This is a genomic window from Streptomyces sp. NPDC036815 (assembly GCF_055609205.1).
Map to the genome: position 1 here is coordinate 253,961 of NZ_JBVJPW010000003.1, position 16,697 is coordinate 270,657.

The following is a 16,697-nucleotide window of genomic DNA, read 5'->3' on the forward strand; positions in this document are numbered from 1 at the left end:
ACGACTGCCGTGATCGCGGGGGCGCAGAGGATGGTGCGTAACCCCCTGCCCCACCGGAATCAAGCGGTACCGAGGAGAGACACATGGCCGGCCCCCACCCCCGTACTCCTCCTCCCTCCTCGCGCGTCGCCGCTCTCGGGCGGGCGCTGGGCGGCGGTCTCGTCATGGGCGTGGCGCTCGGTACGGGGACGACGGTGGGGCCCGTGCTCGCCGACGCCGTCGGACTGACCGGGTTCGCGGCCAGGCTCGTCCCGGCCGCGCTGGTCAGCCTCGTGGCCGTGCCGCTCGTCGTGCTCGCGGTGCGCCGCCGGGGCGGCTCCCTCGAGGCCATCGGCTTCGGCGGGCCGCGCGAGAGCCTGTGGGCCCTGCTGGCGGGCGCGGGCGTGACGGTGGGCGCCGCCTCGCTCGTGCTCGGCGCGGGGACGGCCGCCGGGCTGCTGCGCTGGTCGCGCCCCGATCTGCCGGAACTCGCCGGATTCCTGGTGGCGAACGGCGTGGTCGCGCTGCTCCTTGAGGCCCTGCCCGAGGAGACGACGCTGCGCGGCCACGCCTGGACGTCCCTGCGCGGCCGGTTCGGCGGCGTGGCCTCGGCGCTCGGCACGACGGCCGTCTTCCTGGTCGTGCCCGGTCTGTCGACGGTGACGGAGGCCGCTGTCGCACCGCTGGTCGGCACGCGGGCGGGCCCGGTCGGGTTCGCGCCCGGCGGGCAGAACCCCGTCGACTATCTGATCCTGCTCGGCGTGTTCGGCCTGATGCTCGTCGCGGCCCGTACGGCGGTGCGGCGCGCCCCGCTGTGCACCGGCATCGGAGCGCATCTGGCCTTCCTGACCGTGAACCGGATCGTCTTCGAGGGTGACCGGCGCGGTGCGGGCTGGTCCGTGGAGCTGTCCTCCCCGGACGTGGAGCTGCTCGTGCCGGTGTATCTGCTCGTCGCGACGGCCGGGTTCGTGGTGTGGCGACGGCTGGGCCGACGGCGTGGGCAGGGCCGCGCGGCCGTGCCGGGGGCGGCGGACCGCCCGGCTCGGCGCCTCGCCCCGGCGCGCCCCGGCCGCATGGACTGATCCCGGCCGTCGCGCCGACGGCTCATGGACGACGGCGGGCGGCGTGCTGCACCATGGCGGGCAGACAGCTGTTCAGCGTTCCCCGTCACGCCATGACAGCCCAGGCCAACGCCTGGAAGGGAGCGGCCACTTGGCCTCCTCACCGTCTCCTCCGATGCCGCCGACCGGTACGTACCGCACCCTTCCCGCCACCGCGTGCGTCGTGATCGTCGGCGGGGGCGTGATGGGGGCGAGCATCGCGTTCCACCTCGCCGAGGCGGGCGTACCCGGCATCGTCGTCGTCGAGCGCGGCGAACTGGCCGGGGGCAGCTCGGGCAAGCCCATCGGAGGCGTGCGGGCACAGTTCTCCGATCCGCTCAACATCGAGCTGGGCCACCGCAGCCTGCGCGCCTTCCGCGCCTTCCCCGCCCGGCCCGGCGCGGACATCGGCCTCGACACCGTCGGCTATCTCTTCCTGCTCACCAGCGCCTCCCAGGCGGCGGAGTTCGAGGAGAGCGTACGGACGCAGAACGGTCTCGGCGTCCCCAGCCGCATGATCGATCCCCGCGAGGCCCGTGCGCTCTGCCCCTATCTGAGCACCGGGGGCCTGGTGGCCGCCACGTACTCCCCCACCGACGGTCATGCGCGGCCCGCGCTGGTCGTCCGCGGGTACGCGCGTGCCGCGGCGCGGGCAGGGGCCGTCTTCGCGACGCACACCACCGTCACCGGCCTGGACACCGCCGGGGACCGCGTCACCGTCGTGCACACCGACCGCGGCCCGGTGGCCTGCTCGGCCGTCGTCTGCGCCGCCGGTGCCTGGTCCGCCCGGATCGGCTCCATGGTGGGCGTCGAGCTCCCGGTGCGGCCGCTGCGGCGCCAACTCGCCTTCACCGTCCCGCTGGTGCCCGCAGCGCCGCGGATACCCTTCACGATCGACTTCGCGTCCTCGGCGTACTTCCACAACAGCGACGACGGGTTGCTCCTCGGTCTCGCCGACCCCGCCCAGAGCGAGGGTTTCGACACCACGTGGACACCGGACTGGCTGGAGCTGTTCCGCGCGGCGGTCCGGGAGCGGGCCCCCGCCCTCGCGGAGATGGCGACGTCCGGCGGCTGGGCGGGCCTCTACGAGGTCACGCCGGACCACAACGCGCTGATCGGCCGCGCGAGGACACCGGTCAACTTCCTCTACGCCACCGGATTTTCGGGGCACGGGTTCTTGCAGGCGCCCGCGGTGGGCGAGATCGTCCGCGACCTGTTCCTGGACCGGCGGCCGTGCGTCGACGTCGCGCCGCTGAGTGCCGACCGTTTCCGCTCCGGGTCCCAGAGCCGTCCGGAGGCCCATGTGGTGTGAGCGCGCCCGTCCGTCCTCGCCGGATCCCACCGCACCGAAAGGACCATGTGCCGATGCCCGGGCAGGGGCAACTGCGTGCCGCGTTCGCCGCGAGGCTCTCGCGGATGTACGGGCGGGAGGTCCCCGCGTACGCGACGCTGGTGGACGTCTCCCGCGAGGTCAACGAGGACGTCCTGCGCGCACGGGGCGCCGACGCCGAACGCCTGGGGACCATCGGCCGCGTCACCGCCGAGCGGCACGGCGCCATCCGGGTCGGCACCCCGGAGGAACTGCGCCAGGTCGCCCGCGTCTTCGGCGCCCTCGGCATGTCTCCCGTCGGCTTCTACGACCTGCGCGAGACCGCCGCCAGCGCGCTGCCCATCGTGTCGACCGCGTTCCGGCCGGTGGCCGAGGACGAACTGGCCCGCAGTCCGTTCCGGGTCTTCACCTCCCTGCTCACCGTGTCGGACCCCCGCTTCTTCGACGCGGACCTGCGCGCGCGCCTGACCGCGTTCCTCGCGGGCCGCGAGCTGTTCGGCCCGGAGCTCCTCGCCCTCGCCGACCGCGCCGACGCGGAGCGCGAACTGCCCGACGCGGACGCCGAACGCTTCCTCGAACTGGCCGTGCGAGCCTTCGAGTTGTCCGCCGAACCCATCGACGGGGACTGGTACGCGACCCTGGAGCGGGTCTCCGCCGTCGCCGCGGACATCGGCGGCGTACGCAGCACACACATCAACCACCTGACCCCGCGCGTCCTGGACATCGACGAGCTCTACCGGCGCATGACCGAGCGTGGCATCGAGATGATCGACACCATTCAGGGGCCGCCCCGCTGGAGGGGGCCGGACGTCCTGCTGCGCCAGACCTCCTTCCGGGCACTCGCCGAACCGCGGGCCCTGCGCGCCCCGGACGGCAGCGTGACCCGTGGCGCGCTGCGGGTGCGCTTCGGCGAGGTCGAGGCCCGCGGCATCGCCCTCACCCGCGAGGGCCGCGCCCTCTACGACCGGCTGCTCACGCTCGTCGACGAGGAGGCCGCCGACCGGTCCCCCACCGACCGCGCCGCCGTCGCCCGCTCCGTGTGGACCCGCCACCTCCCGCCGACCGAACACGGCCTGGCCGCCGCGGGGCTCGGCTTCTTCACCTACCACGCCGTCCCCGGCCGCCCCGCGGACGGCACCCGCCCGCCCGCCGGTCTCGGCGCTCTCCTGGACGGTGGCTGGCTGCGCGCCGAGCCGATCGTGTACGAGGACTTCCTGCCCCGGTCGGCCGCCGGCATCTTCCAGTCCAACCTCAGCGAGGCGGGGTCCAGGAACAGCGGCCGGGAAGGCAGCGCGTACGACGCCGACCGGCTCTCCGCAGCGATGGGCCGCGACGTCCTCGACCCCTTCACGCTGTACGAGCGGCAGCGGGACCGCTCCCTCGCCCAGCTACCCCGCGCACTACGCCCCCAGGGAGCAGCCTCATGAGCATCGTCCCGCCCTCCACCGACGAGCTGCGCGCCCGTGCCCGCGCCGGACTCGCCCGCATCGGCGTCGACGTCCCCGAGGGCCGCGCCCTGCGGGCCCGGACCCCCGTCACCGGCGAAGACCTCTTCGGGCTGGAGGCCACGGACGCGGCCGGCACCGAGGAGGCGCTCACCGCGGCCCGCGCGGCCTTCCTCGTCTGGCGCACCACCCCGGCGCCGCGCCGGGGTGAACTGGTGCGTCGCCTGGGCGAGTTGCTGCGCTCGCACAAGGACGACCTGGCAGAGCTGATCACCATCGAGGCGGGCAAGATCCGCTCCGAGTCGCTCGGCGAGGTCCAGGAGATGATCGACATCTGTGACTTCGCCGTCGGTCTGTCGCGGCAGCTCTACGGACGCACCATCGCCTCGGAGCGGCCGGGGCACCGCCTGGCGGAGACCTGGCACCCGCTGGGGGTCGTCGGGGTCATCTCCGCGTTCAACTTCCCGGCCGCCGTGTGGTCGTGGAACACCGCGGTCGCGCTGGCCTGCGGCGACACCGTCGTGTGGAAGCCGTCGGAACTCACCCCGCTCGTCTCCCTGGCCTGTGACCGGCTGCTCGCCCGGGCCGCCGACGACGTCGGGGCGCCCCGTGACGTGCACCGGCTGTTGCTCGGCGGCCGGTCCGTCGGGGAACAGCTCGTGGACGACCCCCGGGTCGCGCTGGTCAGCGCCACGGGGTCGACCCGCATGGGGCGCGAGGTCGGCCCGCGCGTCGCGGCCCGCTTCGGCCGCTGCCTGCTCGAACTCGGCGGCAACAACGCGGCGGTCGTGGCGCCCTCCGCCGACCTGGACCTCGCCGTGCAGGGCATCGTGTTCGCCGCGGTCGGCACCGCGGGGCAGCGGTGCACGACGCTGCGGCGCCTCATCGTGCACCGCGACATCGCCGACACCCTCGTCGGCCGGCTGACCGCCGCGTACCAGAAGCTGGCCATCGGCGACCCCTTCGACGACGCCACGCTGGTCGGGCCGCTCATCTCCGCGCGGGCCCTCGACGGAATGCGCGGCGCGCTCGACCGCGTGCGCGGCGAGGGCGGCGAGCTGCTCGCGGGCGGCGCCCGCCGCCCGGCCGAGTCGGCACCGCACGCCGCGTACGTCGAACCGGCCGTGGTGCGCGTCGGCCGGCAGAGCGACCTCGTCCGCGAGGAGACCTTCGCGCCCCTGCTGTACGTGCTGGCGTACGACACGTTCGACGAGGCGATCGCCCTGCACAACGACGTGCCGCAGGGCCTCTCGTCGAGCATCTTCACCCGCGACCAGCAGGAGGCGGAGCGGTTCCTCTCCGCGGAGGGCTCCGACTGCGGCATCGCCAACGTGAACATCGGGACGTCGGGCGCGGAGATCGGGGGCGCGTTCGGCGGGGAGAAGGAGACCGGCGGCGGCCGCGAGTCGGGCTCCAACGCGTGGCGCGCCTACATGCGCTCGGCCACCAACACGGTCAACTACTCCGGCCGGCTCTCCCTCGCCCAGAACGTCAGTTTCGGCTGACGTCCACCGTCACGGCGCCATCTCGTACGTACCGGCCAGCGCCTCCACGCGCTCCCAGACGCGCCCGGAGCGGGCCTCGTCGACGACCGGGCGCCGGACCGCGCCCAGCGCCCAGCTCTGCTGCTCGGCGGTGGCGGAGTCCTTGCCGTGCAGCTCGACGGCGTGCGCGGAGAAGTCCCGTACGAGGACGGCGAAGAGCTCGTCGAGCACGTCCTGGTCGAGGCCGGTGAGGCGCGCCTGCTCCAGGATCAGCTGGCCGTGCACGACGAGCGCGAACAGCTGACCGACGGCGAGGAGCAGGTCGAGGTCGCGGCTCTGCTTCTCGTCGGGGGCGGCGGTGGTGACGAACTCGCAGAGGGCGTCGGCCTGTTCGCGGAAGCGGGCGACGTTGGGCACCTCCGCGTACGCGTCGTAGGCGACGCGCCAGTCGTGGAAGCGGATGGCGCCCAGGCCGCGGGCCGCTCCCTGCCGGAAGAGGAAGTCGTCGTCGGCCGCGTCCAGGCGGGTCGGCACGGGCTCGTAATCGGCCGGGTTCAGCAGGTGGTTGCCCATGAACTTGAGGATCAGGGCGAGGTTGACGTGGACCGTGCCCTCCAGCTTCGGCAGGCCGCGGATCTCGACGGCCGCCTGCGCGAAGTAGTTGTCCTTCTCGAAGCCCTTGGCCGCGATGACGTCCCACATGAGGTCGATGACCTTCTCACCCTCCGTGGTCACCTTCATCTTCGTCATGGGGTTGAAGAGGAGGTAGCGGCGGTCGTCGGGGCCCGCGGAGCGGAAGTAGTCGACGGCCCGGTCGCTGAAGAGCTTCATCCCGACGAGGCGGACGTACGCGTCGGTCAGCTCGCGGCGCACGTGCGGGAAGGCGGTGACGGGGCGGCCGTAGAGGATGCGGCCCGTGGCGTGGGTGACGGCCTCGTACATCGCGTGCTCACAGATGCCGATGGAGGCGGTGCAGAGGTTGAACTTGCCGACGTTGACGGTGTTGAGTGCGGCGTCGAAGGCGGCGCGGCCGGTGTGCAGGACGTCGTCGGGGCCGACCGGGTAGTCCTCCAGGCGGAACTCGCTGACGAACTTGGAGGAGTCGACGACGTTCTTGACCAGGTGGTACGCCTCGTGGCGGCTGTCGGCCGCGAAGAAGACGTAGCCGTCGGGGCCTTCGATGTCGGTGCGGCGGCCGAAGACGGAGACGAGACCGGCGGCGTTGCCGTTGCCGATGTAGTACTTGGAGCCGGTCGCGCGGAAGCCGCCGTCGCCGTCCGGTTCGAGGAGCATGTCGGTGGAGTAGATGTCGGCACCGTGGGTCTTCTCGGAGAGGCCGAACGCGAACACCTCGCCCTGGTCGAGGAGTTCGGCCGCACGGTCGCGGGCCGCGGCGTTGTCGCTCTGCCAGACCGGGCCGAGCCCGAGGATGGTGACCTGCCACGCGTACCAGTAGTCGAGGCCGTAGAAGCCGAAGATCTCGTTGAGCGCGGCGATCCGGGCGGTGTCCCAGCGCTTGTCGTCCTGCCCCTCCCCCGCGGCATCGGCCGGGGTGAGGAAGGTCGCGAAGAGGCCTTCCTCGGCGGAGAACGCGAGGAAGTCCGCGAGCCAAGCGCGGGAGCGGTAGTCCTCGATCAGCCTGCGCTTGCCGCGCGCCTCGAACCAGTCGACGGTGGCGCGCAGCAGCCTGCGGGTCTCCGGGTCGAAGTGGGTCGGGTCGTAGGTGTGCGGGTTGAACAGCAGCTGGTCGGCCATGGTCGGTCGCCTTTCCGGCTCGGGAGGTCGGGGAGTTCGGGAGAGGGGGAACGGGGTGGTCTTGGCAGCGGGTTCAGCGCTCGGGAGCGAGCCGGTGGAGGGTGGCGAGCACGTCGTCGAGCCAGGCGAGCGTCATGCGTTCGTACGCGATGCCGCCGCGCAGCACGACGTGCTGGAGCTCCCGCCCGGCGTCGGGCGGCTCCGGCACCGGCGCGTCGGGGCCGGTGAAGTCGCGCAATTCTCCCGCGAGGTAGTGCGCGAGCCGGTCGGCGTGGGCCCGGCGGTGCCGCTCCACCTCGTGGATCAGCGTGGCGGGGTCGTCGAAGGCCGCGCCGCGGATCTTCACGGCGAGCTCGTGCCGGACGCTCTCGGGTTCGATCGGCTCCTGCAGCCACTGTGCGAGGGCCGTCCGCCCGAGGGCGTCGACGGAGTACTCCTTCTTGTCCGGCCTGTCCTGCTGCGCCACCTCGCGGGCGCCGATCCAGCCGTCGCTCTCCATGCGCTTGAGCACGCGGTAGATCTGCTGGTGCGTGGCGGCCCAGAAGTAGCCGATGGACCGGTCGAACCGGCGGGCCAGTTCGTATCCGGAGCCCGGCTTCTCCAGCAGGGAGACGAGGATCGCGTGCTCAAGCGCCATGCCCGAATCCTTCTATGCAACTAGTTGCATAGACAAGCCGCGCCGGGCAGGTGAGACACGGCTCACCCGGGCGGAGCACCCGCTCCCGGCTCGGCGCCGACGGGCACTTCGTAGATCCGCCCGTCGACACCGGCCCGGTAGAGCCGGCCCGCCGAGAACCCCTGCGCGCCGCGCCCGTAAGCGACGTGAGTGGAGAGGTGCAGTCCGGCCGCGACGGCGCACAGGCGCCCTTCCTCGACCCGCCAGATCTGCCCCGCCGCATGGGTCGCGATCAGTGGCCTGCCCCGGCTGTCCAGGGTGATCCCGTCGGGGAGGGCGAGAGCGTCGGAGAGCGCCGTGGAGACCCAGCGCACCGGGTGGGCGGGATCGTCGGCCGGGATGCGGTAGAGGCCGGGCGCGACGGTGGTCTGGATGACGTAGACGTACGCGCCGTCCGGGGATACGGCGACTCCGTTGGGCTGTCCCACCCGGGCCCAGGCGGGGTCGACCTGCCCGTCCGGTGTGACGCGGCCGATGTTCCGGCCGCCCAGCGTCGTGGTGTACACGGTCCCGTCGGGCGCGAGCGCGACGCCGTCGATGCCGCCGAGCCCCGAGGCGTACGGGGTGACCTCGCCGGACTCCGTATCCACCAGGAGCAGCTTCGACACCGGCAGGGCGTCGCCGGTGAGCGAATGGGCGAGGTCGTTGCCGGTGCCGACGAGGAGACGGCCGTCCGGGCGCACCACGATCCCGCCGTTGGCGCCCACGTTCCCGGTGAGGGGCACGGGCGTGCCGCCCGGTGCGTCGATGCGGTAGACGCGGCCGGTGAAGTACGCGGTGGCGAACATCCGGCCCCGCCGGTCGACGGCGATCGACTCGACCCAGTCGGGGAGGTGCGCCACCTGTTTCGGCGGCGCCGATGCGGGAGCCGGGCAGGCCGGTGCCGCCGTTGCGGAGGCAGGTGCGAGCAGCCCCGCCGCCGCGGCCAGTGCTACCGCGGACGCGATGCCGCTCCCCCGCCCGCGCAAGACTCCGCGGCGCCTCCCGCTCGCCTTCGACCGCATCGGTCCCCCTCCGTCGCCTGGCTTCCCGGACCGGCGAAGTATGGGGTGCGGGGCTCTGCCGCGCCACCCCGCCCCACCGTTCTCGGCCGCCTCGGCCGACCGCCTGGACCACGTCATCTCGGGCATCGGACATCCGAGTTGCGAGGCGGGGGCACCCGGATCTCGCAACGGCATTCGACTTTCGGCTCACGGAAGGGCTCGATCATGAGGATCACGGTCATCGGCGGCACCGGACTGATCGGTTCACAGCTCGTCACCAGGCTCCGCGAGGCCGGTCACGAGGCGGTTCCCTCGTCCCGGTCGACCGGCGTCGACCTGCTCACCGGCGCGGGGCTCGGCGCGGCGCTCAAGGGCGCGGACACGGTGGTCAACGTGTCGAACTCGCCCACCTTCGACGAGGCCTCGCTGGAGTTCTTCCGCACCACCACGGAGAACCTGCTGGCCGCCGGCGAGCGCGCGGGCGTCCGCCACCAGGTGATTCTGTCCATCGTCGGCGTCGACCAGGTGCCGCAGCTGGACCACTACCGTGCGAAGACGCTCCAGGAGGAGCTGCTGCGCCAGGGACCCACCCCGTACTCGATCGTGCGCGCCACGCAGTTCTTCGAGTTCATGGACGCGGTGCTGTCCTGGACCGCCGACGACGACACCGTGCGGCTGCCCGCCACGCCCATCCAGCCCATCGCCGCGGCCGACGTGGTCGCCGCCCTCGCCGACGTCGCCACCGGCACACCGCTGGGCGGCACGCTCGACGTCGCGGGACCCGACGTCTTCCGCCTGGACGAGCTGGGCCGCCTCACCCTGTCGGCCCGGGGCGACGCCCGTACCGTCGTCACCGACGAGAAGGCGGGCATGTTCGCCGCCGTCGAGGGTGACGTACTGACCGCGGGCCCCGGCGCCCGCCTGGCGCCGACCCGCTACGAGGAATGGCTCGGCGCCACCCGGTAGCACCCCGGGTCGGCCGGATCAGCGCTCCGCGAGGCGGCGCACGGCGGTCAGCGCCCGGTCGGCGTGGGCACTCATGCGCAGTTCGCTGCGGACCACTTCGGCGACCACACGATCCTGGCCGATCACGAAGGTGGCGCGCTTCGTCGGCGCCAGGGAGAAGCCGCGCGCCACGCCGAACCGGCCGCGCACCACACCCTCGGGGTCCGAGAGCAACGGGAACCCGAGGGTGTGCCGCTCCGTGAACTCCCGCTGCCGCTCGACCTCGTCACCGCTGATTCCCACGGGCCGCGCCCCGGCGGCCGCGAACTCGGCGGCCAGATCACGGAAGTGGCAGGCCTCGGCCGTGCAGCCGGGCGTGAGGGCCGCAGGGTAGAAGAACAGCACCACCGGGCCGTCCCCGAGGAGTGCGCAGAGGCTGCGGCGCGTGCCGGTCTCGTCCGGCAGCGTGAAGTCCTCGACGGTGTCACCGACCGCCACGCGCGCCGTCATGCCCGGCTCCCCTGCGACGTACGGTCCTTCGGCGACACGCTGCCTCCTCGAATGGCGGGAGCGAAACCCTACTCGATGGGCCGGGCCGCCCCGCCGACAGCCCTCCCGACCAGCCTTGATCCCTCGAAATGCGATCGTGCGATGCTGGGTCACACGCCGGGAGGGCACCGAGAGAGCGACGGGGAGTACGGCATCACGATGGCAGCGGCACGACGGACAGCGAAGGGCGTCTGGGACCGGTATTCGGCATCCGACCCGGGACTCCTGCGACTCATGGCGGGGCTGCGCACGGTCGGGGCGATCCTCCTCGCCCTCGCCGTGCTCGCGCCGCTCGGCACGTCGGTGACCCATCTCGTCGCGGGCGCGATGACGGCCATGGTCGCCACGTTCGCGATCCAGGAGAAGGAGGTCCGGGGGCAGGCGCTCACGCTGGCGCTCGGACTGCCGGTGGCTCTCGCCGCGATAGCGCTGGGGGCCGTGCTCAACCACCGCGTGGTGGCCGGGGACGCCTTCTTCATCCTCCTGATCTTCGCCGCCGTGTACTCACGGCGGTTCGGCGACCGGGGCACCGCACTCGGCCTGATCGGCTTCCAGGTCTACTTCGTCTCGCTCTTCGTGAGCGCGTCCGCCTCGGCGCTGCCGGGGCTCTTCCTGACGCTGACGGTCGCCTTCGCGTGCAGCGCGGTCGTACGGTTCGCCATCGTGCCGGAGACGCCGGAGCGCACGCTGGCGCGGCTGCGCGAGGCGTTCCGGGCCCGGCTCGCGCAGTTGATCGCCCACCAGATCGAGCTCCTGGACGCCGACTCCACCGACGCCCCGGAGAAGGCCCTGGACGACCTGCGGCGCAGCACCGCGCGGCTGCACGAGGCCGCGCTGATGATCCAGGGCCGCCTGGAGGAGGGCACCCGCGACGCGGCCGCGGCGGCGCTGCTGCAGCGCAGGGTGGCCGACGCGGAGATCGCCGCGGAGCGCCTCGGCGTCCTGCTCCTCAACGCGCGCAGCGCGGAACGCGTGGAGACCCTCACCCTGCACCTGCCGAGCGCCCCCGTCCCGCTCACGCGGCGCGGCCGGATCGGTCCCGACGCGGGCACCGCGCTGCGCAGGGACCTCCAGGCCCTGCACCTGCTCGTGGTGCGGCTGGTCCCCGACGACCGCGGCACGGCGCTCCCGTACGTGCGCAACAGGCTGCTCGGCTACCGCGAGGAGCAGGGCCTGCCCCAGGGTTCGCCCGCGATCCAGGACTGCTTCCGCGCGATCGGCGAGGCGGCCCGCGCCATCCTGGGCCTGCGTCTGGCGACCGACGGGGCATCCGACGAGGAGTACGACAGCCCGGAAACGATGCGTTCCCGCGAGGAGTTCGCGGCGGAGGAGATCTCGATATCCGGTGAGGCCGCGGCGGCCGCCGAGGAGGAGCCCACCGGGTTGCGGCGGCCCACCACCAGGGCGGCCGTGCAGGTCTCGGTGGGCTCGGCGCTGGCCATCGTCGGCGGCGAGTTCCTGTCCACGCAGCGGTGGTACTGGGCGGTCCTGACCTGCTGGGTGGTCTTCCTCAACACCGCGTCCACCGGCGAGATCATGGTCAAGGGCTACCGCCGGCTGCTCGGCACGGTGCTCGGCGTGGTGGCCGGGGTGGCGCTGGCCGGCGCCGTCGGGAACCACACGTGGGCCGCGTTCGCCCTCGTCGTCCTGTGCGTCTTCGGGATGTTCTTCACCGCGCCCCTGTCCTACGCGCTGATGTCCTTCTTCGTCACGGCGATGCTGGGCCTGCTCTACACCCTCCTCAACACCTACAGCCTCGACGTGCTCGTGCTGCGCATCGAGGAGACCGCGCTCGGCGCGGCGTGCGGGATCATCGCGGCCGTCCTGGTGCTTCCGGTGCGCACGTCGCACCGGACCGACGAGGAGCTCGGCACGGTGCTCGCCCGGCTGCGCGACGTCGTGTCGGCGGCGGTGGCCCAGCTGAGCGGCGGGCCCGCGATCGACCTCGTGGACCTGGCGCGGGACCTGGACACCGCCCTGGACGACCTGCGCAGCTCCACGAAGCCGCTGACGCACCCGATCGCGCCGCTGCGGGCCCGTCGGCAGACGGCCCGCTACATCGTCGCGCTCCTGGAGACGTGCGCCTACCACGCCCGTTCGCTGGCGGCGACGGCCGAGTTGGTGCCGTCGAGCAAGAGCGTCGCGGCCGACGCCCGTCTCGCGCTGGCGGGCCGGCGGATCACGCACAACATCGACCTGATCGCCGCGCGGGTGCGCGACGAGGAGAACGACGGCACCATCGAGTCGGGGGCCAGTATCGCCGCGATGCTGGACAGCGGCGGCCACGAGGTGCTGCGGACGGGATCGGTGGCGTTCCGCGTGCTGCGCCATCTCCAGCGGCTCGACGAGGGCATCGTCGGCCTGGCCCGACCGCTCGGGGTGCCGCTCGCGGTGCCCGAGGAGAGCGGCGCTGCGCGCCCCGCCTCGCGAGCGCGGAGGTCCTGAGCACGACGGCGTGCGTCACCCCTCGCGCAGTTCCTCGACGACCTCGCGCAGCACCGGCGCCGGAATGTCGGGCAGCAGCATCGCGAAGGCCAGCACGAACTTCCCGAGCAGGAACGTGGTGTCCGGTGTCCTGCGCACGATCTCCTGGACGGCCGCCACGTTCTGGGCCGCGACGGCTTCCAGGAGTTCCCCGGCGTCCGGCCCCGCACCGTCCTCCGTGCGGACGGACCGGTCGCCGAAGTCGGCCCGGCGCACCATGTGCCGCAGCACCCGGTCGCCCGCCTCGGGCAGATACGCCTTGCGCACGCCCTCGTTGGCGATCCAGCACAGCGCCGAGATCAGATCGGCGGTCTGCTCGTCGGCGTCGAACTCCGCGACGAGGGCGTCGTACGCGACCTGATTGCCGTGCCGGAACGCAAGGAGCAGCCGTGCCGCCCGCGCCTTGGCCTCGGCCACCTGCGTCTCGGACGCCTGCTCGCCGGACACGCGCGCGTGAGGCACCTGGGTGGCAGCTACGTCGACCCGATCGCCCGATTCCTGCTTGTTTACGCCCATCTGGCACATGTTAACGATCAACGTGCCGGAGTCTTCAAGACCCCACGCCCCACGGCGGCGAGGTCAACGCATCCAGGCGCTGTACGACATGACCTTCCCTGCCCTCACGCCATAGGTGCGGTCGCTCCTGGTGACCGTGTGCTCCAGGCCGAGCACGGTGCCGTCCGCCGGGTCCAGGATCAGCATCCGCCGCAGGCCGTCGCTCTCGTGCACGTACGCCTGGCCGGCGCGGCCCAGCCGGTCGGTGACCGCGCCCGCCGGGCGCAGGCCCTCGGCGCCGGCGAGCACGCGGGCCAGTGCCGCGTGCTCACGGGCCCCCGGCGTCCAGTGGCGCAGGAACATCGCGACGGCGTCCAGGAGTTCTCCGGTGCGGGTGATCGGGGTGCGGTCGCCCGGGTGGCTGAGCTCGGCCAGATAGGTGCGGAGCGCTCCGGGCGTGTGCGGGGGCCGGGACCGGGGCGGGGCGGTCCCCCGGCTCGGGGGGTAGGTACGGTCGCTGAGGACCTTGCCGTCGTGGACGGTACGCGGCCCGTCGTCGCCGTCGGTGATGACCGGCTCGCCGGGGCGGCGGGGGTCGGTGGCGACGACGAGTTCGGTGTGGCTGCCGTCGGCGCGCCAGGTGGTGACGCGCTCCTCGGGCAGCGTCACGGGCGCGGTGGCACCGGGCCCGGACCGGATGGCAAGGCTCCATGTCTGTACGTGCGTTCCCCTGTGCAGCCGCGGGGCGCCCTCGGCCGACGCCGATGCCGCCGCCCGGTCCGCGATCCGGTCGAGCGTCACCGGCGTGGACCCCGCCCGGAGGGTGAGGGGGCGGGGGGCCGCCGCGGCGGCGGGCGCGCCGCTCGATCCCGCGAGGACGAGGGCCAGGGCGGCCGCCACGGCGAGCGAGACCATCTCGATGCCCCAGACCAGGCGGCGCACTTGGCGCGCCGGGCGCTGCCGGGTGCTCCGCGTGCTGTGCAGGAGCTGGTTCAACTGCCGTTGCGCGTGCGCGGGCAGCGGCCGGTCGCGGAACCGGGGGTCGTCGCCGGGTACGGGGTCGGCGCCGCGCAGGAGGGCGAGTTCGTCGTCATGTGCCATGGCCGTGGTCCTCCGGAACGGTGGCGCGGGTCGCTTCAGGGGCGGGCCGTGCGGCCGGTGCGGGCCGCATGCGGTCGATCTCGGTTCTGAGCCGGCGGCGGGCCCGGTGCAGTCTCATGGCCGCCGCCCGGGTGCCGCAGCCGAGCGCGGTCGCGAGCTCCTCGGTGCCCAGTTCCTCCCAGGCCGTCAGGCGCAGGACCTCCTGGTCGGACGCGGAGAGCAGGTTCAGGGCCTCGTGCACCCAGTCCCCCGGGCGTCCGGCCTCCGGGCCCGCCACCACGTTCCTGCGGTGCCGGCTCTCGTCGTTGCCGATCCGCTCGACCAGGCGTCGGCGACGCCCGTATCCGCGGACCGCGTTCGCCAGACAGCGCCGCGCTATCCCATACAGCCAGGGCAGGGGGGACGGCGGCAGGTCGGCGCGCCGTCGCCAGGCGACGGCGAACACGTCGGCCACCACCTCCTCGGTGTCGTTCGTCGGGCCGCCGAGCCGCCGTGCCACGTAGCGGCTGACCGCCCAGTAGTGCTCGCGATAGGCAGCGGCGAAGGTTTCGTCGTCGCTCACGGTTACGAAGTGTCCGGCATCGCCGCGATCGTCACACCGGCGGGGTGTGATCCATGTCGCTCCGTGCACCTGTCACAGATCGGCGGTCGCCGGACACAGGCGGGGCATGGACAGCAACACCGTGGTGCCGCCACCCGCGCGCGCCTCAGACTCCCCTTCCGTGTCCGTGCGTTCGGCGCTCCGGCCCCGCCGCCCCGGCCATGCCGTCGTCAAGTGGTTCACCACGACCGACCACAAGACGATCGGCACGCTGTATCTGGTCACGTCGTTCGCGTTCTTCTGCATCGGCGGTGTGCTGGCGCTCTTCATGCGCGCCGAACTCGCCCGCCCGGGTACGCAGATCATGTCGAACGAGCAGTTCAACCAGGCGTTCACGATGCACGGCACGATCATGCTGCTGATGTTCGCGACGCCGCTGTTCGCCGGTTTCGCGAACTGGATCATGCCGCTGCAGATCGGCGCGCCCGACGTGGCGTTCCCGCGGCTGAACATGTTCGCCTACTGGCTGTACCTCTTCGGCTCGCTCATCGCGGTCGGCGGCTTCCTCACTCCGCAGGGCGCGGCCGACTTCGGCTGGTTCGCCTACGCCCCGCTGTCGGACGCGGTCCGCTCGCCGGGCATCGGTGCCGACATGTGGATCATGGGTCTGGCCTTCTCCGGCTTCGGCACGATCCTCGGCTCGGTCAACTTCATCACCACGATCATCTGCATGCGCGCTCCGGGCATGACGATGTTCCGCATGCCGATCTTCGTCTGGAACGTCCTGCTGACGGCCGTTCTGGTCCTGCTCGCCTTCCCGGTCCTGGCCGCCGCGCTGTTCGCCCTGGAGGTCGACCGCAAATTCGGCGCGCACATCTTCGACGCGGCCAACGGCGGCACGCTGTTGTGGCAGCACCTGTTCTGGTTCTTCGGCCATCCAGAGGTGTACATCATCGCGTTGCCGTTCTTCGGCATCATTTCCGAGGTCATCCCGGTCTTCTCCCGCAAGCCGATGTTCGGCTACATGGGCCTGATCGGCGCGACCATCGCCATCGCGGGTCTGTCCGTGACCGTGTGGGCGCACCACATGTACGTCACCGGTGGCGTGCTGTTGCCGTTCTTCTCCTTCATGACGTTCCTCATCGCCGTGCCAACGGGCGTGAAGTTCTTCAACTGGATCGGCACGATGTGGAAGGGGTCCTTGTCCTTCGAGACCCCGATGCTCTGGGCGGTCGGCTTCCTGATCACCTTCACCTTCGGGGGTCTGACGGGCGTCATCCTGGCCTCCCCGCCGATGGACTTCCACGTCTCGGAGTCGTACTTCGTGGTGGCGCACTTCCACTACGTCGTCTTCGGCACCGTGGTCTTCGCGATGTTCTCCGGCTTCCACTTCTGGTGGCCGAAGTTCACCGGCAAGATGCTCGACGAGCGGCTCGGCAAGATCACCTTCTGGACGCTGTTCATCGGCTTCCACGGCACCTTCCTCGTCCAGCACTGGCTCGGAACGGGCGGAATGCTCCGCCGCGTCCCCGACTACCTGGCGGTGGAGGGCTTCACCACGCTCAATACCGTGTCGACGATCTTCTCCTTCCTCCTCGGCCTGTCGTTCCTGCCGTTCTTCTACAACGTCTGGAAGACCGCCAAGTACGGCAAGAAGATCGAGGTCGACGACCCGTGGGGCTACGGCCGCTCGCTGGAGTGGGCGACCTCCTGCCCGCCGCCGCGGCACAACTTCGAGTCCCTGCCGCGCATCCGCTCGGAATCGCCGGCGTTCGACCTGCACCACCCCGAGATCGCGGCGGCCGAACAGCGGGCCCTGCGGTGACGGCG

At 72.4% G+C, this 16,697-nt stretch carries 13 protein-coding genes and 1 pseudogene; 7 read left to right on the forward strand and 7 right to left on the reverse strand.

The window, feature by feature from the left end; translation table 11 throughout:
• Positions 1-83: 83 nt before the first annotated feature.
• From ACZ69I_RS09905 to amaB, 4 genes are all read left to right on the forward strand, one after another.
• On the forward strand, positions 84-1,061 hold the full coding sequence (locus ACZ69I_RS09905) for a type II CAAX prenyl endopeptidase Rce1 family protein (protein WP_470831324.1): 978 nt from the start codon (positions 84-86) through the stop codon (positions 1,059-1,061).
• 154 nt (positions 1,062-1,215) lie between these two features.
• Positions 1,216-2,391 (forward strand): NAD(P)/FAD-dependent oxidoreductase, encoded by a 1,176-nt coding sequence (locus tag ACZ69I_RS09910; protein WP_470831326.1) that lies wholly within the window; start codon positions 1,216-1,218, stop codon positions 2,389-2,391.
• A gap of 53 nt (positions 2,392-2,444) precedes the next feature.
• Positions 2,445-3,836, forward strand: coding sequence for a 2-oxoadipate dioxygenase/decarboxylase (gene hglS, locus ACZ69I_RS09915; RefSeq protein ID WP_470831327.1), 1,392 nt, complete (start codon positions 2,445-2,447; stop codon positions 3,834-3,836).
• Positions 3,833-5,359 (forward strand): L-piperidine-6-carboxylate dehydrogenase, encoded by a 1,527-nt coding sequence (gene amaB, locus ACZ69I_RS09920; protein ID WP_470831329.1) that lies wholly within the window; start codon positions 3,833-3,835, stop codon positions 5,357-5,359. Before hglS ends, amaB begins: the two co-directional genes overlap by 4 nt.
• Before the next feature lie 9 nt (positions 5,360-5,368).
• On the opposite strand, the gene ACZ69I_RS09925 is transcribed toward amaB, so the two are convergent.
• From ACZ69I_RS09925 to ACZ69I_RS09935, 3 genes are all read right to left on the reverse strand, one after another.
• Positions 5,369-7,093: an acyl-CoA dehydrogenase family protein gene (locus ACZ69I_RS09925; protein WP_470831331.1), complete on the reverse strand. Its 1,725-nt coding sequence runs from the start codon at positions 7,091-7,093 to the stop codon at positions 5,369-5,371.
• A 73-nt stretch (positions 7,094-7,166) separates the two neighbouring features.
• On the reverse strand, positions 7,167-7,730 hold the full coding sequence (locus tag ACZ69I_RS09930) for a PadR family transcriptional regulator (protein WP_470831332.1): 564 nt from the start codon (positions 7,728-7,730) through the stop codon (positions 7,167-7,169).
• A gap of 62 nt (positions 7,731-7,792) precedes the next feature.
• Positions 7,793-8,737 (reverse strand): SMP-30/gluconolactonase/LRE family protein, encoded by a 945-nt coding sequence (locus ACZ69I_RS09935; RefSeq protein ID WP_470831333.1) that lies wholly within the window; start codon positions 8,735-8,737, stop codon positions 7,793-7,795.
• A 240-nt stretch (positions 8,738-8,977) separates the two neighbouring features.
• On the opposite strand from ACZ69I_RS09935, the gene ACZ69I_RS09940 reads away from it, so the two are divergent.
• Positions 8,978-9,718 (forward strand): SDR family oxidoreductase, encoded by a 741-nt coding sequence (locus ACZ69I_RS09940; protein WP_470831334.1) that lies wholly within the window; start codon positions 8,978-8,980, stop codon positions 9,716-9,718.
• 18 nt (positions 9,719-9,736) lie between these two features.
• Here ACZ69I_RS09940 and ACZ69I_RS09945 read toward each other — a convergent pair whose 3' ends face one another.
• Positions 9,737-10,207 carry a peroxiredoxin gene (locus ACZ69I_RS09945; RefSeq protein ID WP_470831336.1) on the reverse strand — a complete coding sequence of 157 codons (471 nt, stop codon included), beginning with the start codon at positions 10,205-10,207 and terminating at the stop codon, positions 9,737-9,739.
• 198 nt (positions 10,208-10,405) lie between these two features.
• Between ACZ69I_RS09945 and ACZ69I_RS09950 the strand changes: the two genes are divergently transcribed.
• Positions 10,406-12,691, forward strand: a complete 2,286-nt coding sequence (locus tag ACZ69I_RS09950; protein WP_470831338.1) for an FUSC family protein — start codon at positions 10,406-10,408, stop codon at positions 12,689-12,691.
• A gap of 15 nt (positions 12,692-12,706) precedes the next feature.
• Here ACZ69I_RS09950 and ACZ69I_RS09955 read toward each other — a convergent pair whose 3' ends face one another.
• The 3 genes from ACZ69I_RS09955 to ACZ69I_RS09965 form a co-directional block, all read right to left on the reverse strand.
• Positions 12,707-13,246 (reverse strand): hypothetical protein, encoded by a 540-nt coding sequence (locus ACZ69I_RS09955; protein ID WP_467677830.1) that lies wholly within the window; start codon positions 13,244-13,246, stop codon positions 12,707-12,709.
• Between the two features lie 63 nt (positions 13,247-13,309).
• A complete protein-coding gene (locus ACZ69I_RS09960; protein ID WP_470831339.1) occupies positions 13,310-14,326 on the reverse strand; it encodes a CU044_5270 family protein in 1,017 nt (338 codons plus the stop codon).
• Positions 14,316-14,888, reverse strand: a complete 573-nt coding sequence (locus ACZ69I_RS09965) for an RNA polymerase sigma factor (RefSeq protein WP_470831340.1) — start codon at positions 14,886-14,888, stop codon at positions 14,316-14,318. The genes ACZ69I_RS09960 and ACZ69I_RS09965 overlap by 11 nt, the downstream gene beginning before the upstream one ends.
• 193 nt (positions 14,889-15,081) lie before the next feature.
• On the opposite strand from ACZ69I_RS09965, the pseudogene ctaD reads away from it, so the two are divergent.
• Positions 15,082-16,692: pseudogene (gene ctaD, locus ACZ69I_RS09970) on the forward strand (aa3-type cytochrome oxidase subunit I); the annotation flags it as partial.
• Between the last annotated feature and the right edge of the window lie 5 nt (positions 16,693-16,697).